Raw genomic sequence first — 22,569 nt, 5'->3', positions numbered from 1 at the left:
CAAACAAAGACACTATGAAAATCTCAAAAATTCTTATCGCATCAACACTAGTACTTGCCCTTTCTTGTGGCAAAAAATCAACCGAAGAACAAGGCCACGAACATGGACCTGACTCACATGAACACGTAGAGGAAACGCATAGCCACGGAGCCGAAGGAGATCATTCCCATGATTCTACTTCTCAAGAAGAATTCACAGTGGTAGACTCTACTGCTACCGGAACTCATAAACATGAGGACGGGGAAACACACACCGATCACTAAAAACTCAGAGGTATGCGATTGATATATACGATGACAATTCTTCTGTTGATGGCAGGTTGCAAGTCAGCAGAGGAACAAGAAGCTCACAGTCATGAAGATGGCGAAGAGCATGTTCATGAAGAGGGTGCAGTCCCAGCTTTGAACTTTACTATTTGGACTGGACAGACGGAGCTATTTGTTGAGTTTCCGGCCTTGGTCGTAGGAAAACCCAGCAGGTTTGCCGCACATTTTACGGTAATGGATCAGCATCGGGCAGTCCGGGAAGGGTCCGTTACCGTCAATCTGATCAAAGACGGGAAAGGGATTCGAAGCACAGCTGAAGCCCCTTCATCTCCCGGGATTTTCACACCCACTTTACAGCCAAAAGAAGCAGGCAATTACCTTTTGGTTTTTGAGCTGAAAACTCCAGAATACTCCGACCGAATAGAAGTAGGCACCGTGCAGGTTTTTTCAACGGTGGAAGACGCAGCACAAAGTGTTCCTGTGGTAGCAGAAATCCCCAACGCAATTTCATTTCTGAAAGAGCAGGCCTGGAAAATGGACTTTCAAACCGCTCCGGTGGTAGAAAAAGAAGTCCTTGAGGTCATTTCCACCTCGGGAATTTGGAAAGTGGCTCCGTCTGATTATCAAACCTTGATTGCTCCTGCTACTGGTAGAGTGGCCTTTTCTAAAGTTATGCTTACAGAAGGCAGTCCTGTCAAAAAAGGCCAAGTTCTCATGACTGTAAGCGGCGCGGGACTGACGACCGAAAATCTGGGCAATGAAATCCAAAAAGCCAAAGTGGAGTTTGATCAAAGCAAATCCGAATACGACCGTAAAAAAGAACTATTTGAGGCTAGGATCACACCCAAATCTGAATTTGAACGAGTCGAACAGCGGTACTTGATTGCCAAAGCCAACTATGAAACGCTAAGTAGTGGTTACACCGGATCTGGAAAACAAGTCATCTCACCGATTGATGGATACATCAAAACCATATCTGCTCAAAGCGGAGAATTTGTCAACCAAGGCAAAGCCCTTTTCTCGGTGACCAGCCACAAAAGCAGTTTGCTTGAAGTCAGAGTTAGCCCGGCTTATTTTGCCCAGCTTCAGCAACTTCAGGACATTTTCTACCAGACCAGTCCGGGTAACTGGTCCAGTCTCAAAGAAAAGGGTGGGAAAATCCTCTCTGTTGGCAAAGAAGTGGAATCTGATCAGCCCCTTCTGTCAGTCTATGCTGAGGTAAACGAAGGAGTAGAAATGCCGGAAGGCAGTTTCACTGAAGCACAATTGGCTGTGGGTATTCCTACCAGTCGACCGATGATGCCTTTGTCAGCACTTTTGGAAGATTACGGGCAGTATTCTGTTATTGTACAACTTTCGGGAGAAAGTTTTGAGCGTAGAAATGTTCAGATCGGCAAGAAAAACGGATCCGAAGTCGAGGTTTTATATGGGTTGATGCCGGGTGAGGTAGTAGTCACCAGAGGAGCTTTCCAGGTGAAAATGGCTTCGATGTCAGGTCAGGCACCAGCACATGGTCATGCGCATTAACCGATCTAATCAATGTTAAACAAGATTTTATCGACCTCCCTGCAAAACCGCTTTATGGTTTTGTTGGTAGCAGTTTTACTAAGCGTTGCGGGAATTTATTTGGCCCGAACGATGAATGTGGATGTTTTTCCGGATTTGACAGCACCGACGGTGACGATCCTCACCGAAGCACATGGCATGGATTCGGAAGAAGTAGAAAAATTGGTGACTTATCAATTGGAAACTGCTCTCAACGGTTCTCCAAATGTTCGGAGAATCCGATCCTCATCTGCTCCCGGAATATCCATCGTCTGGGTGGAGTTTGAATGGGGAACGGATATTTACCGAGCAAGGCAAATCGTGAGTGAACGAATTCCAATGGTGCAGGAAGTATTGCCGGAAGGAGTCGGTACACCCACTATGGCACCGATATCCTCGATTATGGGGGAAATCATGCTTTTGGGGATTCGTTCGGACAGCCTTTCTCCGATGGAATTGAGAACCTTAGCTGATTGGACGATCAGACCCCGAATCAAGTCAATCGGTGGGATCGCCAACGTAGTAGTAATCGGCGGTGATTACAAGCAATATCAGGTATTGGCAAATCCCGAAAAGCTGAAATACTACAATATTGGCTTAGTTGAGCTTTTTGAGAAAGTCAGAGAAAGCAACCAAAATGCTCCAGGTGGATTCCTGAATGAGTACGGCAATCAGTACCTGATCAAAGGAAATGGTAGGGCTTATTCAGTCGATCACTTGGAGGAAGCCGTGCTGAAACAGGTCAATGGTCAGACCATCCATGTGAGAGATGTGGCGGAGGTACAAATTGGAACTTCTGACAAAATCGGTGATGGTTCGCTCAATGCCGAATCCGCGGTGATTTTGACGATTTCCAAACAACCCGAAGTCAATACCTTGGAACTGACCGAGCGTCTTGACGCTGCTATTGCAGATTTGAGTTCTGTTTTGCCAAAGGGTGTAGAAATCCAAAATCAGATTTTCCGCCAGTCAAATTTCATCGAGGCCTCCATTTCCAACTTGAAAAGGACCTTATTGGAAGGAGCTTTCTTCGTAATCGTCGTGCTTTTCATCTTCCTGATGAATTGGAGGACAACTTTGATCTCGCTGCTGGCAATTCCGATTTCCCTGCTTGTATCGATCATCGTCCTTAACCTGTTAGGCTATACGATTAACACGATGAGTCTTGGAGGGATGGCTATTGCCATTGGTGCATTGGTGGATGATGCGATCATTGATGTGGAGAATGTCTTCAAGCGGCTTCGGGAGAATATCCGAAAACCCATTTCGGAGCGACTTCCAGTCATCCAAATCGTCAAAGATGCATCCATGGAAATCCGTAGTTCCATTATCATCGCTACCCTGATCATCATCGTGTCGTTTGTGCCGCTTTTTTTTCTAAGCGGAATGGAAGGAAGGCTGCTGCAGCCACTTGGGATTGCATTTATCACCTCGGTTTTGACTTCCTTAGTGGTTGCGGTGACGGTTACCCCGGTGCTGTGCTCCTATTTGTTAAGGGATGAAAAAGTGCTTTTAAAGCAAGCCGAAGGAACAAAAGTTGAACGCTGGTTGCGCAAACAATATGCTCTTGTACTTGAAAAGGCTTTAGCTTTTCCAAAACTGGTACTCGGTCTTACCATAGGTGCGTTCCTTCTGAGTTTGGTTCTATTTGCACAGCTGGGAAGAAGTTTCTTGCCTGAGTTCAACGAAGGGTCTTTGGTGATTTCGGCTGTTGGCGTACCAAGTATGTCCTTGGAAGAAAGCAATAAGGCCGGGAAAATGATTGAAACGCTGCTTTTGGAAATGCCGGAAGTGGAAGTAGTAACTCGTCGGACTGGTCGTGCAGAATTGGATGAGCATGCCCAAGGGGTAAACGCTGCCGAGATAGATGTGCCTTTCACGTTGGACGGGAAGACAAAAGAGGAGTTTTTCGAAGAAGTGCGGACTAAGCTAAGTTTGGTTCCAGGGATAAACATTACGCTCGGACAGCCGATTGCGCACCGAATTGACCACATGCTCTCCGGTACACGGGCCAATATTGCCATCAAGGTATTTGGTGACGATCTGCCTAAACTGTTTGAGATCGGGAAAAACATCGAAACCCAGATCCGAACGGTAGAGGGCATCGCTGACGTGGCAGTGGATCAGCAAATCGAAGTTCCTCAGATTCGGATTACACCAAACCGAACAATGCTATCTGCGTACGGGATGACCGTTGGTGATCTTATGAATCAGATAGACGTGGCCTTTGCCGGAGAAAAAGCAGGTGAGATCTACGAGGGTCAATTTTATTTTGACCTCATCGTACGCTACCGAAAAGAATCCAGAAACTCGATGGATGCTATCCAGCGTGCTTTGATCCAGCTACCGGGAGGAGGGCAATTGCCCTTAAGCCAATTAGCGACGGTGGTTTCAGTCAGCAGTGCCAATTCGCTGAGCAGAGAAAATGTTCAACGCCACATCGTCATAGCTGCCAATGTCCAAAACCGTGATCTCCGAGGTGTAGTGAATGATATTCAGGAAGTCATCGCCTCAGAAATTCAACTGCCCATCGGTTACCGGATCGCTTACGACGGTCAGTTTGAAAGTGAAGAAAAAGCTTCCCAAATGCTGTTGATTAGTGCATTGATGGCACTTTTGGTGATCTTCTTGTTGCTGTACTATGAATTCCAAGACGCTAAACTCTCAGCAATTGTGCTGATCAATCTTCCTCTGGCTTTGATCGGGGGGATTTTGATCCTGTATTTCACCTCAGGTATCATCAGCATCGCAGCCACAATTGGTTTTATCAGCTTGTTCGGAATCGCCACTCGTAATGGGATCTTATTAGTTTCCCGCTATGAGGATCTGAGGAAAGAAGGGCTACAAGGCTGGGATTTGCTGAGGATCGGTGCATTGGATCGGCTTAACCCAATTCTCATGACCGCTTTTACTACAGGCTTAGCTTTAATTCCGCTGGTTTTGAACAGTAATGAACCAGGGAACGAGATTCAAAGCCCGATGGCTGTGGTGATTTTGGGTGGTTTGATATCGGCCACTGTGTTGAATCTGATCGTAATTCCTTGTGTGTATGAGTTGAATAATCCGACCAAGAAAGCTTAAGCCTTCAAAAAAATTCGGTTGGACCTTGGACTAGTCAAGCTAAATAACCTGGCGAGTGAGAACTTCTTTTTCGAACGTGTCTCCTCGCCCTTTTTTTAGCGAATAATGAGGGTGGGTCTATCTTTAGGTTTAAAAAAAACGCCTAGGATTAGAAGAAGTCCAGTGCAACTATTGGGGTATTTCTAGGTTCTATATTGGTGGAGGGAAAAAGAGATTGTGAAATTTACAGGCTATGTTTCCCAACACAACAGTGTAATTCAAGTACAAAATGCCTCACAAGCCACTCATTTTCTCAGAGGCTGCCCCAATTGGGATTACTTTAAAACTTATGTTATGAATCGCAAAGACTTTCTCAAGAAAACAGCCATCATCGGAGGTGCTTCGATACTAACTGTCAACAGTGTTTTTTCTGCCAGTATTCAAGAGAGCGGAATGGATAAGCTAACCGATGCAAAGGGAAATTTGGCCTTATAGTCCCTACCCCACAATGGAAATTTCTGGTGCCCCACATGGATCAGGAGACCTTTCACCTGCATTATACCTTTCATCATGGAGACGAAGTCAAAGCCGCCAACAAGGATCTTCAGATGATTCAGACGGCAATTGATGAAGGTAATGTGGAAACTGTGGATTACTGGACAAAGAAATTATCCTTTCACCTATCTTCTCATATTCTTCACACCATCTTCTGGGCCAATCTGACCAATACGAAATCTGATCCCAAGGGAGAACTGCTCAAACAGATTGAAAAAGATTTTGGATCCTACGATAAACTTAAACTCCTGATCTCGAAAACTTCAAAAGGAGTTGACGGAAACGGATGGGGCATTCTTGGCTATCATCCGTCTACAGGAAAACTTTCGGTGATGCAATGCGAATACCACGAGAAACTCACTCAATGGAGTGTAATCCCAATCTTGGTGATTGATGTTTGGGAACATTCGTACTACCTGAAATACCGGAACAGAAGAGCGGAGTTTGTGGACAATCTCTTCCCGATCATCAACTGGGACAATGTAGCGGAGCGATTCAGTATCGCTGGATGGATTGGGTAAATTGGGTGAATGAAGCGTAATCTGACACGGGCAGCAACCCTGCTGTTTTTGCAAATCTTGCTCATTTTTAATACTTGCTGTTTTTCTTAGGCACCGGAACTGGCAAATGTGATAATTGCTCTTGAAGGGCTGAGATTATCAGGTAAAAAAAATGATTAATACGTTTCTCTGAGCTTTTTCACCCCCGCCCCTTTGCCTTTCCACCGAAAAACCTATTTTTAAGCATCCAAATATATTGCCGGAAATCCGTTTTACCGGATCCTGTGTCACTGATTTTTTCAACCGACCAGACCACCAACGCCAAACAGGTTTTCAATGAACCCAAAACTTTCTATGTCTGAAGATCAAAAACGCCAACTGGAAAGCCAGCTCTGGGGAATTGCCAATCTGCTAAGAGGAAAAATCTCCGCAGACGACTACCGGGACTACATCCTGGGCTTTATCTTTTACAAATACCTGTCCGAACGACAGAACAATTACGCCAACCCGCTCCTCGAAGGGGAATCCGTGGAGGATTACCAGGAGCTGAAGGACCCCGAACTGCTGGATGCCATCAAGGAGGAATCCCTTCAGACGCTCGGGTATTTCCTGAGACCAGATCAACTCTTTTCGGCCATCGCTGCGAAAGGCAATTCCGACACCGAGTCTGAGAGCAACTACATCCTGGAGGACCTGAAGTCTATTCTCAACCATATCGAGCAAAGCACGATGGGAACGGATTCGGAAGAGGATTTCAACGACCTCTTTGACGACCTGGATCTGAACTCTACAAAAATCGGCAGAACTGTGGCTGCAAGAAATGCGATCATCGTCCAGATTCTGAATTACCTCAACAAGATCGACTTCCGTCTGGAAGACATTGAGTCTGATGTGCTTGGAGATGCATACGAGTACCTGATCGGTGAATTTGCAGCAGGTGCAGGAAAAACAGCTGGGGAATTCTACACACCACAGCAGGTTTCGAAGATTCTGGCAAAAATCGTCACCACAGGAAAAAAGAAACTCAAATCCGTCTATGACCCGACCTGTGGCTCGGGATCGCTTTTACTCCGGGTGGCCAAGGAAGCCAAGGTCAGCGAGTACTATGGGCAGGAAATGACCCGAACGACCTACAACCTGGCGCGAATGAACATGATCCTTCACGGGGTTCACTATCGGGAGTTTAGCATCAAGCAGGAGGATACGCTGGAGCATCCCCAACACCTGGACCAACGATTTGAGGCGATTGTAGCAAATCCCCCGTTTTCCGCACACTGGAAGGGAGACGAAAATCCGATCTATCAGAACGACCCGCGATTCAGCCAATACGGGAGACTGGCACCCAAGACCAAGGCGGACTTTGCATTTATGCAGCACATGTTCTTCCAACTGGCCGACAATGGCATCATGGCAAGCGTCTTCCCGCATGGGGTGCTTTTCCGCGGGGCAGCCGAAGGAGTAATCCGAGAGTACCTAATCCGTGAGCTAAATGTGCTCGATGCGGTGATCGGACTTCCGGCCAATATCTTCTACGGGACTTCTATCCCGACCTGTATCGTGGTGCTTAAGAAGTGCCGGGAGCAAGACGACAACGTGGTCTTTATCGATGGCAGTGGTGAAGGGAACTTCATCAAGGTCGGCAATCAAAACAAGCTTCGTGAAGAAGACGTGGAGCGAATTGTGGAGGCTTATCGAAGTAGGAAAACGGTGAAGAAGTACAGCTATGTGGCAACCCTGGCCGAAATCGCCGAAAACGACTACAACCTGAATATCCCCCGCTATGTGGACACCTTCGAAGAAGAGGATGAAATCAACCTGGATCAGGTGGCCGAGGATCTGAGAGCCTTGGACTCGGAACTCAAGTCCAACGAAGTGTCGCTGATCGGCTTTTGCAAGCAGCTGGGAATTTCAAGACCGTTTTGATGGTTGCGCAAGTGCAAATAAGGGATTTCTTATTTGCAGAAAACCGACCAAATGCAATTATAAATTGTTATAATTGCAGAAAACGCACTAAGTGCAATTATAAAAACTCATGATTGCCGCAAAACCATGAAAGATCTCAAAGAATTCAAAGCGGGAAAGTGGATTAAGCGGCTGGAATACCAGAGCTTCAGTCCCGAAAAAATCAACGAGGAGTGGCTTATAGCAGACCCGGCATTGATGACACTGCTCAGCAAAGCTGACCGGAATCTGGGTAAGCTGGATGCCTTCTCGGATCTGATCCCCGACATTGACTTCTTCATCAAGATGCACATCACCAAAGAAGCCACAGTCTCCAGCAAGATAGAAGGAACCCAAACTTCTTTTCAGGAAGCCTTGGTAAAAGAACAGGATCTGGATCCTGAGCGCAGAAATGATTGGAACGAAGTCCATGCCTACATCGATGCCATGAACCAGGCGATGGAAGAGATGCAAAGACTCCCGATTTCTACACGTCTCATCAGACAAACCCACGAAACGTTACTTCAGGGAGTAAGAGGCAAAGAAAAACTGCCGGGGGAATTCCGGTCCAGTCAAAACTGGATAGGTCCTAGCCTCAAGCATGCGATATTCGTCCCTCCCACGCATGATGAGATACCCGAACTCATGAGTGATCTGGAGCATTTTATCCACTCGGATCAAAATGACCCACCCTCACATGTACCGCATCTGGTTAAAATCGCCTTGATTCACTACCAGTTCGAAACGATCCACCCATTTCTGGATGGAAACGGCAGGATCGGACGACTGTTGATTACGCTTTACCTGCTGGACAAGGGGCTGCTACAAAAGCCAACCCTGTACCTGTCCGAATTCTTCGAGCGGAACAGACGGGATTACTATGACAATCTCATGCGGGTCCGGGAGAAAAACGACTTGCGAACCTGGCTTGAATTTTTCTTGGTGGGCGTGATAGAAACGACCGAATCCAGCATCTCAACCTTCCAAAAAATCATTGAATTACGGGATCGGATCGAACTCACACAGCTGATCCGCCTGGGCAAAAAACAGCAAGATGCCAAGCGACTGATCAACGAACTCTACAAGCAGCCGATCGTCGATACGGCCTATGTGTCGGAGCGATTGGAGATCCATGCCTCCACAGCTAATCGGCTGATCAAAGACTTCCAGGATATGGGAATCTTGGAAGAACTCACCGGGTATAAAAGAAACCGAATCTTTGCTTTCAGTGAATACATCAACCTTTTTAACCAATCATGAGCGAAAACAGAAACGTGCCGAAGTTGCGGTTTGCAGAGTTCCATGAAGGATGGTTGGAACAAAATCTGGGACAACTGTTGCAATTTAAAAACGGGTACAATGGCTCAAAAGAGAGTTATGGATCTGGTGAGAAATTCATCAACGTCCTTGACATCATTGAAATGAGATAATCACACACGATAAAATTCTCGGCTCAGTTGTACTGTCGGAAGCCGAATTCGAAAAATACAAAGTGGAATATGGAGACATCCTATTTCAAAGAAGCTCTGAAACCCGTGAGGAAGTTGGTCAGGCCAATGTTTATCTTGACAAAACCAGACCAGCTACTTTTGGGGGATTCGTTATAAGAGGAAAAAAAGTTGGTGTTTATGACCCATCGTTTTTGAACTACCTCCTGAAAACTCCAAGATCAAGAAATGAAATCACTTCCAAGAGTGGAGGAAGCACAAGATATAACGTTGGCCAAGAAACACTTTCCCAAGTTCCAGTAATTCTCCCCATCCTAACCGAGCAGCAAAAGATCGCCGAGTTTCTCACAGCCGTGGACCGAAGGATCGAGTTGCTTCAGGCCAAAAAGGAAAAGCTGGAAGCCTACAAGAAGGGTGTGATGCAACAGATCTTTTCTCAGAAGCTCCGTTTCAAAGCCGACGACGGTTCCGACTTCCCGGATTGGGAGGAGAGGAAGTTGGGGGAGGTAGCAAAGTTTTTGAAGGGAAAAGGGATTTCAAAAGCTGATATCACACCCTACGGGGACTTGGAATGTGTCCGGTATGGGGAGCTTTACACCGACTATGCAGAGGTTATCGATCATGTGAAGTCCAGAACGTCACTTGATCCGAAAACTTTGGTTTTAAGCCAAGCAAACGACGTGTTAATTCCTTCTTCCGGTGAAACGCAAATTGATATCGCAAGAGCCGCTTGTGTTCTACAAGCAGGTGTGGCTTTGAGCGGAGACCTGAACATCATACGCTCTTCATTAAACGGAGTCTTTCTTTCCTTTTACCTGAACCACCGGAAAAAACAGGAGATTGCAAAAATGGCTCAAGGCATTTCTGTAGTCCATCTCTACAACAGCCAGCTTCAAGAGCTTGAAATTGAAATTCCATGCGCTGAAGAGCAAAGAAAAATCGTCCAATTTTTGACAAGCTTAGACTGGAGTAGCGAGAACCTGAATCAACAGATCACCCACACGCAGACCTGGAAGAAGGGGCTGTTACAAAAGATGTTTGTGTAATGAAATAGGCTCATTTTGGTGTAAAAATCTTAAATTCAGTCAACCATTTTTTTCTTGAATGCCATGCGATACTTAAACAAATACCGGATCGAATCGCACCGCAGGCCGGGATGGGATTATGATACTGATGGCCTCTACTTCATCACTTTGGTGACCCAGCACCGGATATCCAATCTGGGGGAAATAGATTCTGATAATCAAATGATTCTATCAGATTTTGGCAAAATCGTGGAAACGGAATGGCTACTATCATTTGAAATACGGCAGGAATTGATCTGCGATGAATACATCATCATGCCCAATCACCTACACTCGATTATTATCATTGATCAATCGGGATCGGGGAATCAATCGAAATTGGATGGGGGGATTGTATCGGATTCGCAATCTGTACAGACGCACGGCCGCGAGGAGACGCACGGCCGTGCGTCTCTGCGGCCATCGCAATCGCAATCCATACGATTACCGAAATCCATTTCATCATTTTTGGCGGGATTCAAATCGGCCGTAAATTCCAGAATTGACGATTTCATTGATTTACATCACCTAAAAATCCCCAAATACAATCGAAACAACCACTTTTTCCAACCCAATTACCACGATCACATCATTCGCAATGATGGGGAATACCAACGGATTAAAAATTACATCATCCAAAATCCAAAAAAATGGAATGACGATAAATTCAAATCTTAATCGCTGTACACACCACGCTACCCATCAGATCAGCGTCCCAGGGCGTGTCTTTTGCTTTTTAAGGGAAGCAAACTTCTTGGGTTTAAACCAAATCTGTTTAAACTCACGGAGTTTTCATGGAGATTTTTATCAGAACCCAATGCATTTTTTGCGATGAACTTTGTTTCGGTTATTGCGTTTGCTACCTTAACAAAATCAACCAAAATTTCCAACATCATGCCTGTTACACTCAAAAACCCAACCGCAAAAGAGCAAACCGAGGCCAAACTGTCTGTGGCTGCGTTGAAACAAGTGAGAAGTTCTTTAGAAGGAAAAAAAGCGGTGGTTTTTGAGGTCGAAGGAAGAAAGATCGAAGTTCCGAGAAAAGCTTTTTTGCTAATTGAGAAAGTGTTGCACGAAGTGGCTGAAGGAAAATCCGTAAAAATCAGCGTTGTCAATGAAGAACTAACCACCCAGGAAGCCGCAGACCTCCTTCAAGTATCGCGACCCCATTTGGTTAAATTACTCGATACTGGAAAAATCCCCTCCAAGAAGGTCGGGTCGCATAGACGGGTAAAGCGTTCTGATGTATTGAAATATGAGTCAGACCTGAAAGAAATCAGGAGGAAAGGATTGGAGTTTCTTGCTAAAGAGGCTCAAGAAATGGGTTTGGGATACTGATTTTCAAGTCGTGAAAATCAAAGCATTGTTAGACGCTTGCGTGTTGTACCCCATGACAATTCGCGACCTTCTTCTAACCTTCGCTGATGAGGAATTATTCAAGCCGTTCTGGAGCGAGGAAATACAAAAAGAGTGGAAACGAAACTTACTACTAAATCGGCCTGACTTAGATCCTCGACGAATTGAACAGACAAGTTTGGCCATGGATGAATTTTTCCCGGATGCTTCGGTGGAGGATTGGCAGACATTTTCAAACCAAATAAGTTTACCTGACAAGGACGATCACCATGTTTTGGCCGCAGCAATTAAATGTGAAGCTGATTACTTGGTCACTTCCAATTTGAAAGACTTTCCAACAGAAGTCCTTGAAAAGTTTAACATCAAGCCTATCCTTCCTGATGAATTTTGCAGTATGCTGATTCAACTAAATCAAAGACCCGCCATCAAAGCATTTCTTAAAATGGTGGGGAGACTCAAGAATCCTTCGAGATCCATAAGTGATGTTTTACTAACCCTCACAAAAACCGAATTACCAAAAACTTCCTCACTTCTTACAAGCTTGACCAAAAATCTTCCTGATCCTGAAACTTCAATGTGAGAATTCAGCAGTACTTGCTTTGAACCTAACAACTAAATCCACATATTAGCATCAACAGTACCCGAGTAGCATACCGTAAGATCTGCTCTCGGGTCGTTTTTTTTACGCCGTTCATGACTTCACAACCAGAACAGACACTTGAAAACCACTTAGTAGACCAACTCGAAAAGCTCGGGAACAAGAGAGTTCTTATCAAAGGCGAGGCTGACCTACTTCAAAATCTCAAGTCTCAGCTCGAAGTTCACAACAAGGTAAGTTTGAGTACCAACGACTTCACTCAGATCCTCAACTTCATCAACAAAGGGAACGTCTTCGAACGCGCCAAGATTCTGAGAGACCGAATTCCCTACACCAATGATCTGGGTGAGTTCAAGACTATCGAGCTGATCAATCAACTCCACTGGTGTCAGAACCAGTTTCAGGTCACCCAGCAGGTGTCGATAGAGGGCAAGTACAAAAACCGCTACGATGTCACGCTTCTTATTAATGGTTTGCCTCTGGTTCAAATCGAACTTAAACGACGGGGACTGGAACTGAAGGAAGCCTTCAAGCAAACTGACCGATATGGAATTCACTCTTACGGCTCAGGGCAAGGGCTATTCCAATTCATCCAGATCTTCGTAATCAGCATCGGGGTAAACACCAAATACTATGCGAACTCAGCTCTGAAAGACCGATCCTTCAAGCAGACCTTTTATTGGAGCGACACCAAAAACAAGCTGGTCACCCAGCTGTCCAACTTCACCGATATTTTCCTGGAGCCCTGCCATATCTCCAAGATGGTGACGAAATACGTCGTGCTGAATGAGTCCCAAAAATCACTTATGGTGCTCCGCCCCTATCAGTTTTATGCGGTGGAGGCAATCATCGACCGGGTGAAGACTACTCCGAAATTTGGGTACATCTGGCACACGACAGGTTCGGGCAAAACGCTTACTTCATTCAAGACAGCTCAGATCCTGACAAATTTGCCACAGGTTTACAAAGTCGTTTTTGTGGTAGATCGAAAAGATCTGGACTACCAAACGACCAAGGAATTCAACAGCTTCAGCAAAGGAAGCATTGACGGAACCAACAACACCCAGGCGCTTGTCAATCAATTGGCTGATGACACAAAGCTCATCGTTACCACCATTCAGAAACTGAACACGGCAATCAGCAAAGCCCGACACATTGCCAAGATGGAAGCGCTGAAAGATAAGCGGATCGTATTCATCTTCGACGAGTGTCACAGAAGTCAGTTTGGCAAAACCCATGAGGATATCAAAGGCTTCTTCGAAGGTTGTCAGATGTTCGGTTTTACTGGAACACCGATTTTTGAGGAGAACGCCGGATCAAACTCATACGGCAAGCGAACCACCACCATGCTTTTCGGAGACTGCCTCCACAAATATGTGATCACCGATGCCATCCGGGATGAGAATGTGTTGAAGTTTTCGGTGGAGTACATCAGCACCTTCAAAAAGAAAGATCACATCCTGGACATCAACATGGAGGCCATTGACGAAGAGGAAGTCATGAGAGCCCCACAGCGACTGAACAACATTGCAGATTTTATCATCAACAATCATGGCAGGAAGTCTCACAACCGTGAGTTCACTTCAATCTTCTGCGTTTCCAGTGTTCCCACCCTGATAGACTACTACAATAAACTACACAAGAAGAAACTGGCAGGAGAACACAACCTGACGGTGGCGACCATCTTCTCATACGGTGCAAATGTGGACCTGATAGACAATGACAGCTTTGAGCAAGACTGGGAAGAGGGCGAATTCGGCATTGCGGCAGACAATCCGAGGGATGAATACGGAAACCCGAGCAAGAAGCATCTGAGGGAATTTCTTGATGAATTCATCGGACATTACAACACCAAGTTTGCCACGAATTATTCTACCAAGGACAGCCAATCGTTCTACAACTACTACAACGACGTGGCCAATCGGGTCAAGCACAGGCAGGTTGATATCCTTCTTGTCGTGAACATGTTTCTGACAGGCTTTGATTCCAAGCACCTGAACACGCTCTACGTGGACAAGAACTTGAAATATCACGGTTTGATTCAGGCCTTTTCCCGTACCAATCGAATTCTGAACGAGCTGAAATCACAGGGGAACATCGTGTGCTTTAGAAATTTGAAGCAAGCGACCGATGACGCGATCACACTTTTCTCCAATATCAACGCCAAGGACGAAATCATCATGCAGCCGTATGAAGACTACGTCCTGAAGTTCAACGAGGCATTCATCAAGCTACTGCAAATCGCTCCAACCGTAAACAGTGTGAACGACCTGCCAAGCGAGGTAGAGGAACTGGAATTTATCAAGGCTTTCCGGGAGCTGATGCGTATCAAAAACGTGCTTGGCACTTTTACCGAATTCACCTTTGAGGATGTGTCCATGCCCGAGCAGTCCTTTGAGGACTACAAGAGCAAATACTTAGATCTTTACGACAAGGCAAAAGGTGAAAACCAAAAGGAGAAGGTTTCGATTCTGGCAGATGTGGACTTTGAGCTGGAGCTGATCCACCGAGACGAGATCAACGTGAGCTATATCTTAAAGCTGCTGACAAAACTGAAGGACGCACCGGAAGAAGAAAAAGAGAAGCAGCAGAAAGCTATCGTTGACCCGATGGTTGGTGAATCTCAGCTACGAAGCAAGCGAGAGTTGGTGGAGAAATTCATTCGGGAAAATTTGCCACACATCGAAGACTCAGAACAGATCCAGGATGAGTTTGCAGAGTTCTGGACCAAAGAGCGAATCGAGGCAATCCGAAAGTTGAGCGAAGAAGAAGGACTGGAGTCCGAGCGGCTGGAAGATGTCATCTCACGCTACATCTACACCGAGAAGGAACCGCTCCGTGATGAGGTCGTTTCCATCATGAAAAACAAACCCGGCCTATCTAAACGCAGAACCACAGCCGAGCGAGTGATCGGAAAGATCATCGACTTCGTGGACACTTTTATAAGTGGGATCGCGGCGGCTTGAGGCGACGAGGTTATGAGAGATCTGACGATTGGGGAAAAGCAAATTTACCACTAGCTCTCCTAATCCGCTTAAGAAAACAACTCCAGCATTCCCTCCCGGTCCAGGCTCGCCAGAATCCCCTCTCCTTCTCCGATGATGTCTTTGGCTAATTTGCTTTTGGAGGATTGGAGTTCCATGATTTTTTCCTCGATGGAATTTTGGCAGATCATCCGGTAAGCGACCACGTGTTTTTCCTGACCCATGCGATAGCACCGGTCGATGGCCTGATTTTCAACGGCAGGATTCCACCAGGGATCTACGATGTAAACATAATCCGCCGCGGTGAGATTGAGTCCCGTCCCTCCGGCCTTGAGGCTGATGAGAAATACCCGAACGGATTCATTTTCCTGAAACCGCTGCACCTGACGCTCCCGCTCAGGCAGACTGGTTTTTCCGTCGAGGTAGCTGTAGGTTATGCCCTCCTGATCCAATTGCTCCCGAATCAGTTCAAGCATTTTGACAAACTGGCTGAAGATCAAAATCTTGTGATTTCCTGTTTTTTCCAGAATATGCTCTTTCAGCAAGTCGATTTTGGCACTGGAAAGCAAGTCTGTGTCGCCGGTCAGCTTGGGGGAATCGCAGATTTGTCGCAGTCTGGTAAGCCCTTCCAACACAAACATTTTGGATTGACCGGCTCCTTCCTCGTCGAATTTTTTGAGCAGGTAGTTTCGGTATTCTTCCCGCTTGGCTTCATAGACTGCGCGCTGACTTGGACCCATTTCACAGTATAAAAACTCCTCGATCTTATCCGGCAATTCGGTCAATACCTCCTTCTTGGTTCGGCGAAGGACAAACGGCGTGATCTGATTTTTGAGTGACTGGACCACTTCCGAATCTCCCTTTTTAATCGGTGAGAGGAAATTTTCTGAGAAGTGATTGAAAGTCTTGAAAAATCCCGGATTGGTAAAATTCATCTGGGCATAGAGCTCCTGAATGCCGTTTTCGATCGGAGTCCCAGTGAGTGCGATCCGCTGCTTTCCTTTGAGGCGCATCATCGCTTTGTACCGGAGCGAACCGGTATTTTTGATGGCCTGAGATTCGTCCGCCACGATGAGATCCCATTCTATTTCACGGAGCATTTCCAGGTCATTGATCACGAGTCCATAGCTGGTCAGGACGAGCTGATGCATGGAAAGCTCCCCGGCAGTATCATAGCGGTCTCCATGGTGAACCCAGTAATCCAGGTGAGGCGCAAATTTTTCCAGTTCTTTTTTCCAGTTGAAAAGCAAAGTCGTCGGTGCTACGATCAACACTTTAAGGCTGGGGTTTTCCTCCGCCAACTGGCAAATGAGAGTGATGAGCTGGATCGTTTTCCCCAACCCCATGTCATCGGCCAAAATCCCTCCCCATTGAAACTCTCTTAGAAAATTAAGCCAGTTGAGTCCGGTCTTCTGATAGGGTCTCAGATCCGCTTTGAGTTTTGTGGGAATAGCCGCTTCCTGTATTCCCGAGAATTGAGTCATTTTTCGCTTTTTCTCCTCCACTTCCTGCTGAACTTTTGCAAATTCAGCGCTTTCTTCCCAATCCTCCAGCAGGATAAAATGCAACTTCGAAAGCCTGACCTCATCACCCGTCATTTCTCCAGCCCGGAGCAGTCGGATCATTTTTTTCATCCAGTCTTCCGGGATTTTGCCCAGACTTCCGTCGCCGAGTTGGACAAATTTCTCCCCGTTTTCCCAGGATTTCCGAATCTTCAAAATCGAAACCACCTCTTGCCCGTAGCTCAGCTCGGTATGAACCCCAAACCAATCCTGGGTAGATGAAAACTGCGTGGTAACTTTAGCCTGGAACGGTGAATAGCGCTTGATTTTAATACTTTCCAGACCGTATGTTTTGACTCCCCGATCTTTCAGCTTTTCAAAAGCTTCCAAAAACCACATCCCTTCCGCAAATTCGGAGGCCGAAAGGGTAAAGAAAAATTTGGGTAACTCTTTCAGAAATTGTGGGTGCAAATCTCTGATAAAATCCAGAAACAACTGCTCCTTTTCCAAATCACGCTCCACAAAGTCACCCGTTTCTGGATCACACAGCATTGACGGATCCAGCGGATTGATGCTAACGCTGTGCTGATAGATCACTTTGGGAACAAAGGAAACCAAGCCTCCTATCTCTGTGATGTACAGTTCTTCGTGGATTACTCCTTCACTTACCACCCATCGAAGGAGATTTTGGTTATCCTCGAAAGGCAAAAAGGCACTCAGTGGCTGAATAACCCGGGAAACAACCTGATCGAGTTGAGTTTTGGGGAATTTGAACGGAAGAATTTTCCTTAGACTGCCCACACCTTCTGCTTGTCTAAAATCGGTGAAGAAGAGCAACTTTTCATCTAAAAACCCAAATCCGGATTTGAGTTTTAGGTTTGGGATAGCTGAATCAAAGGCATACTCCTCCCCATTCATAAGTAGCACCAGCTGGAGTTCATAAAAAAAACCGGACTCCTTAAGTTTAAGTTTTGCCGTGGTTTGGTACGGGTAAACCCGCTCATACAGATCTCTGGCGGAAATTTTATTGAAATTGGTATGGTGGGAACCCATGGTGTACATAGGATAATTGAGTGCCTGCCTGAAAAAACTCATTCCGGTTTTCCATAATTCCTCTTCCTCATTGGATTCGCCGTTTCGATTGAATGTATTGACCAGATAGATTAACTCGGTCAATCCTTCCGGTTTTGCCAGTCGAATGTCTTTGGAATCTTTCAGCAGCTCCAGTCGGGTGTACAAGCCTTCCGGGTCATCTTTTTTTCCTTTACCTAGAATCGGCAAAAGACTTAAACTATAATTATATTTGTTAAATATAATTCCAAACCCCAAATTGTATTTCCCCGCTTCTTTGGCGCGATCAGAATCCTTTAACCTTTGGATCACCTCTTCTTCTTTGGCCTTGGGGAAAAGCTCCATTAGATTGGCCTGAATTTCATTGAGATCTCTCAATCCGGTAAGCTCTCCAGAGAATCGAAAATCCAACCTGTCCCCAATAAGGTCAATGGTCATAGCTGTTTTTGCATCCTGTACCACTGGAAGCAAATTTCTATTTTCCAGAAAATTCTCAATGGATTTTTGACGGATTTCATCGGTCAGAAAATTTTGATCCTTATACTTTTCCGAAAATCGCTCTTTTAGAAATTGGAAAATATCAGCATCATATTTTTTCCAGGACTTTGGATAATCAACCTTAAATACTTCTTTTTTGCCACTATAAGTTACTCTCACATCTATGGGAAATCCCCCAATGTAAACCCCGTATTCAATACCATATGCCAAAAGCTTTAGAGAGCGGACCGGATATCGGGAATTACTCTTGGAATGACCGGGCAAAAACTCTCCTAGTCTTGAAATCTCTTCTTTGGGCACCGAAAATTCCGTGAGAGGCTCAGATTCAGGCATAATAGTTTTCTTTGGAATAACAGGTTTCAAAAAAGAATCAGACCAAAGTCCGAGCTGAGGCTGCACCACTTCCAGCGTTTCCAAAACACAAAATGCAGCCGCAATGTGCTTACACTTCCCATAGTCTGAGTAATAAGGGCAAGAACAAAAGGTTTGATTTTCGGGCTGAGTCTTCCTTCCGCCATCATTGCTTGGAGTGAGATCCACATCCACTTGATACGTAGCATTCCTTGAACCCAGCACACTGAAAAAAAACTCATTTTCATCCTCGGATTGTTCAAAAAGATCAATCTTCTCGTCCCAAAATAATTTTTCTCCTCTTTCCAATAACACCTGAGGATAAAGATCAATCATTTTAGATAGTACTTCAGACTGAATTTGGGTGATCGTGACCATGTGCAGTTTTTATCAAAATCCAAAAATGCTTTTTTATTGAAAAATACATTCAAAAAATCTGTAGAATTTGAAGCAAGCTGTCAGGAATTGTCGAGTTACTTCTTTGTTCGGATTCCAAAGGAGCTACTTCTATCCAATCGGATATGATTTATGATTGCCAAAAAATCCCTGGAATGAACTGATTTTGAACTCAATCCACTGTCAAATCCAAATTTCAGGTTAAATTCCTTCAGATTCTATCCATTTGCTCATGAAATCCTTTCAGTCAACATGAAAAAAATCCAATCTGGACTGATAACGCTTTTGGCAGTAATGCTTTTATTCAGCTGTAATCCAAAAAATCATGAAACTGATTCCCCAACCGGATTTACCCTTTCCGAATCCGACCTTCCCGATTACGAAAAGAATATCGACCACAAAGGACTCCTTACTGCTTTGGATGACCGACATGACGAGTCGATACGAACCGGGGAACACATCTACAACAATATCTGCTTCAATTGTCATGGGAATCCCGATCAGGTGGGATCTATTCCCACGGCTTTCAAATTTTGGGAGGATCAATTTAAAGTGGGAAATGATCCCTACTCGATCTATCAGACGCTCACCCGTGGCTATGGGTCCATGCCTCCACAAGTCAACCTCACTCCTGTAGAGAAATATGACATCATCAATTACCTAAGGGAAACATTTATCCAAAAGGAAAATCCAGATCAGTACTTCGAGATAGATTCTACTTACCTGGCAAGTTTACCAGCTGGTACGACTACAGGCCCTGCCCCAAAGGAATTTAAGCCTTGGGCAGAGATGGACTATGGAAACTTTTTGATCAACACATACGAATTGGTGGGCCTGAACCCAGCACCTAGAGAAAGGTCTACTGGCCCTGCACCGCTTAAGGATGAAAATCTGGCTAAAGCCAATTTTGCCTACAAGGGCATTGCCGTTAGACTGGATCAAGGACCTGGAGGAGTTGCCGCAGGCAAAGCTTGGATGATGTTTGATCACGATTTGATGCGGGTAGCCGGGGCTTGGACAGGAGATGGATTTATCGATTGGGAAGCGATCCTGTTTAATGGAAAGCATAATATCTCTCCTAGAACTGCTGGAGACCTGCATTTTCAAAATCCCGTCGTACCTGCTTGGGCAAATCTGACAACAGGAACTTTTGATGACCCGAGATTTACGGCTAGAGATAAACGAAAGTTTGGGCCCCTTCCGCGGGAATGGACGCATTTCAAGGGACTCTATCAATTTAAGGACCGGGTGATCCTTTCCTACACCGTTGGCACTGCTAAAATTCTCGAAACATTTGGACTGGAAACCGTGGAAAATCAACCGGTGTTCACCCGAACACTGAATATTTCCCCTTCAGATAAATCCCTGAAAATGCGGGTCGCTCCAAGCGGAACTTCCGTGGTGCTCGTGGGAGAAGGCGCGACCTTGAAGGAGCAGGGAGGATTTACTGTGATGGAGATGGCCCCGTCCAAACCTATCAAGATCAAACTGCTGCTGGGAAAACCTGGAATGAAAGGACTTCAGCAATATACCAAAACCTCCAGCCCCCCCGAGGACTTAGATCCTTTAATCAAAGGTGGGCCTGCCAGATATCCCCAAAAATTAACTTCAGAAGTCTCAGAGGGAACACAGGAGGGCCCCTTTCAAGTTGACATCATGAATCCGCCTTTTGACAGTCCCTGGAAAAATCAGTTTAGATTAAGCGGGCTGGACTTTTTCAAAGATCCCAACAAAGGGGTAATCTGTTCGACCGACGGGGACGTGTGGCTGGTGGAAGGATTCACCAAAAATTCCGGCAAACTCACCTGGCAGCGGATTGCTTCGGGCCTATTTCAGCCTTTGGGAATCAAAGTAGTCAATGAGGAGATCTTTGTCACCTGCCGAGATCAGCTGATCAAATTGCATGATTTCAATGGGGACCGAGAAACCGATTTTTACGAAAGCTTCAACAATGACCATCAGGTGACGGATCACTTCCATGAATTTGCCATGGGACTTCAGACGGATAAAGAAGGGAACTTCTACTACGCAAAAAGTGCCCGGCATGCCCGAGAGGCATTGGTTCCTCAGCATGGCACCTTGATCAAAGTGAGCAAAGACGGGCAGAAGACCGAGATCATTGCCACCGGCTTTAGAGCAGCCAATGGGGTTTGCCTCAATCCTGACGGCACCTTCATCGTAACCGATCAGGAAGGGCATTGGAATCCGATGAACAGGGTAAACTGGGTGAAAAAGGGCGGATTCTACGGCAATATGTTTGGATTTAATTCCCCTGCCGACAGCACCGAAAAGGGGATGGAACTCCCACTCGTATGGGTGGATCGGGAGCGGGATCAATCTCCTTCCGAAATGCTGTGGGTGGATAGTAAAAAGTGGGGAGCCTTGGACGGAAAACTTTTGAATTTGTCCTACGGCTACGGAAAAGTATTCGTGGTTCCCTTTGAAAAAATCGGAGAACAGGTACAGGGAGGGGTTTTTGAGTTGCCCGTGCCAAGATTTTCCACCGGAGTGATGCGAGGCAGATTCAATCCGGGAGATGGACAATTGTACTTATGTGGACTCTCAGCTTGGGGATCCACCCAGCCACAACTGGGAGGGCTTTACCGGATAAGGAAAGTGGATCAGCCCATGGTCATTCCTGTGGGAATCAAAGCAACAAGCCAGGGAATTGAGCTGAACTTCACTGACGAACTGAATGCAAAAAGTGTCGCGGATACTGCACACTACACGGTGAAGACTTGGGACCTTTTGCGATCCAGAAAGTACGGATCCAAACACTACAATGAACAAACCTTGACCGTCACCAAAGCAACCCTTGGAAAAGACAAAAAGTCCATCCTGCTGGACATCCCACAGATCAAACCAACCTGGGGAATGGAAATCCAATACCAGGTTAAGGATTACAGAGGAAAAGATGTAGTCGGATTAGTTCAGAATACAATTCATCAATTGGGGGAAGGACGGGAGTAAGGTCGACATGCTTCAGCTTGTGATGAACTTCAAATAATATCTAGTCGAGTAGGTAAGGGGAATTTCACCCCAAACCTCTCACAGCACCGTGCGTGATAGTCTCTCCGCCGCGGCGGACGCTTCCAAAGTCAGGTCCCCTACTTTTTACCAAGAGTTGGTGGTACAAGTTGCCAATGTGCGAATAGATTTGGCTTTCCCCGGTAAACTGTTACCAGCCACCTGATAGCCTTTCTTTTACCCATTCTCCGTTTCTGAGCCATCTTCCATTCTATCAATTTTCTGTTCAGCCAATACCACAATCCTACCGTAGTCCATTTATGGAACTTGCAGTAATAGTTAATCCAGCCTTTTAACATGACATTGATAGCAGATGACAGTTCTTGGATATTTCCTCTGAATTTCCTTATCGAAAATTTTCTGAGTTTATCCCTGACTGAGGTCTTAGAAGATTCACTCATACACGC

The 22,569-nt window shown here is 45.7% G+C and carries 16 protein-coding genes; 14 read left to right on the top strand and 2 right to left on the bottom strand.

Features of this window, described 5'->3' with window-relative positions; genetic code table 11:
* The first annotated feature begins 14 nt into the window (after positions 1-14).
* The 13 genes from BLQ81_RS20205 (at position 15) to BLQ81_RS20150 (ending at position 15,299) form a co-directional block, all read left to right on the top strand.
* Complete coding sequence (locus BLQ81_RS20205; protein ID WP_092734381.1) at positions 15-263, top strand: hypothetical protein; 249 nt, start codon at positions 15-17, stop codon at positions 261-263.
* A gap of 12 nt (positions 264-275) precedes the next feature.
* Positions 276-1,793, top strand: coding sequence for an efflux RND transporter periplasmic adaptor subunit (locus BLQ81_RS20200; RefSeq protein WP_092734377.1), 1,518 nt, complete (start codon positions 276-278; stop codon positions 1,791-1,793).
* Positions 1,794-1,805: 12 nt separating this feature from the next.
* A complete protein-coding gene (locus BLQ81_RS20195) occupies positions 1,806-4,892 on the top strand; it encodes an efflux RND transporter permease subunit (RefSeq protein WP_092734374.1) in 3,087 nt (1,028 codons plus the stop codon).
* Between the two features lie 333 nt (positions 4,893-5,225).
* Positions 5,226-5,366, top strand: a complete 141-nt coding sequence (locus BLQ81_RS22850) for a hypothetical protein (protein WP_245693328.1) — start codon at positions 5,226-5,228, stop codon at positions 5,364-5,366.
* A 35-nt stretch (positions 5,367-5,401) separates the two neighbouring features.
* Entirely contained in the window at positions 5,402-5,947 is a 546-nt protein-coding gene (locus BLQ81_RS20190; RefSeq protein WP_245693327.1) for a superoxide dismutase, read from the top strand.
* A 333-nt stretch (positions 5,948-6,280) separates the two neighbouring features.
* Positions 6,281-7,849 (top strand): type I restriction-modification system subunit M, encoded by a 1,569-nt coding sequence (locus BLQ81_RS20185; RefSeq protein ID WP_092734405.1) that lies wholly within the window; start codon positions 6,281-6,283, stop codon positions 7,847-7,849.
* Between the two features lie 126 nt (positions 7,850-7,975).
* Complete coding sequence (locus tag BLQ81_RS20180; protein WP_092734371.1) at positions 7,976-9,127, top strand: Fic family protein; 1,152 nt, start codon at positions 7,976-7,978, stop codon at positions 9,125-9,127.
* Positions 9,124-9,297 (top strand): hypothetical protein, encoded by a 174-nt coding sequence (locus BLQ81_RS22540; protein WP_217636697.1) that lies wholly within the window; start codon positions 9,124-9,126, stop codon positions 9,295-9,297. Before BLQ81_RS20180 ends, BLQ81_RS22540 begins: the two co-directional genes overlap by 4 nt.
* A gap of 62 nt (positions 9,298-9,359) precedes the next feature.
* The gene (locus BLQ81_RS20175; protein ID WP_217636696.1) at positions 9,360-10,361 is read left to right on the top strand and encodes a restriction endonuclease subunit S; all 1,002 of its coding nucleotides are present in this window, start codon (positions 9,360-9,362) and stop codon (positions 10,359-10,361) included.
* A gap of 63 nt (positions 10,362-10,424) precedes the next feature.
* Positions 10,425-11,057: a transposase gene (locus BLQ81_RS20170; RefSeq protein ID WP_092734368.1), complete on the top strand. Its 633-nt coding sequence runs from the start codon at positions 10,425-10,427 to the stop codon at positions 11,055-11,057.
* Between the two features lie 216 nt (positions 11,058-11,273).
* Complete coding sequence (locus BLQ81_RS20160; RefSeq protein WP_092734362.1) at positions 11,274-11,717, top strand: helix-turn-helix domain-containing protein; 444 nt, start codon at positions 11,274-11,276, stop codon at positions 11,715-11,717.
* 10 nt (positions 11,718-11,727) lie between these two features.
* Positions 11,728-12,315: a PIN domain-containing protein gene (locus BLQ81_RS20155; RefSeq protein WP_217636695.1), complete on the top strand. Its 588-nt coding sequence runs from the start codon at positions 11,728-11,730 to the stop codon at positions 12,313-12,315.
* A 113-nt stretch (positions 12,316-12,428) separates the two neighbouring features.
* Positions 12,429-15,299 (top strand): type I restriction endonuclease subunit R, encoded by a 2,871-nt coding sequence (locus BLQ81_RS20150; RefSeq protein WP_092734359.1) that lies wholly within the window; start codon positions 12,429-12,431, stop codon positions 15,297-15,299.
* Positions 15,300-15,367: 68 nt separating this feature from the next.
* Here BLQ81_RS20150 and BLQ81_RS20145 read toward each other — a convergent pair whose 3' ends face one another.
* Positions 15,368-19,117 carry a DEAD/DEAH box helicase gene (locus tag BLQ81_RS20145; RefSeq protein WP_092734356.1) on the bottom strand — a complete coding sequence of 1,250 codons (3,750 nt, stop codon included), beginning with the start codon at positions 19,115-19,117 and terminating at the stop codon, positions 15,368-15,370.
* A gap of 270 nt (positions 19,118-19,387) precedes the next feature.
* Here BLQ81_RS20145 and BLQ81_RS20140 point away from each other — a divergent pair, with 270 nt between their 5' ends.
* Positions 19,388-22,105: a DUF6797 domain-containing protein gene (locus tag BLQ81_RS20140; protein WP_092734353.1), complete on the top strand. Its 2,718-nt coding sequence runs from the start codon at positions 19,388-19,390 to the stop codon at positions 22,103-22,105.
* A 137-nt stretch (positions 22,106-22,242) separates the two neighbouring features.
* Here the strand turns inward: BLQ81_RS20140 and BLQ81_RS20135 are convergent.
* Positions 22,243-22,569: group II intron maturase-specific domain-containing protein (locus tag BLQ81_RS20135; protein WP_317042048.1), on the bottom strand; the 327-nt coding region annotated here is incomplete at its 5' end.

The organism is Algoriphagus alkaliphilus (assembly GCF_900103735.1).
Taxonomy (GTDB): Bacteria; Bacteroidota; Bacteroidia; order Cytophagales; family Cyclobacteriaceae; genus Algoriphagus; species Algoriphagus alkaliphilus.
This window is presented reverse-complemented; position numbering and strand designations above follow the sequence as displayed.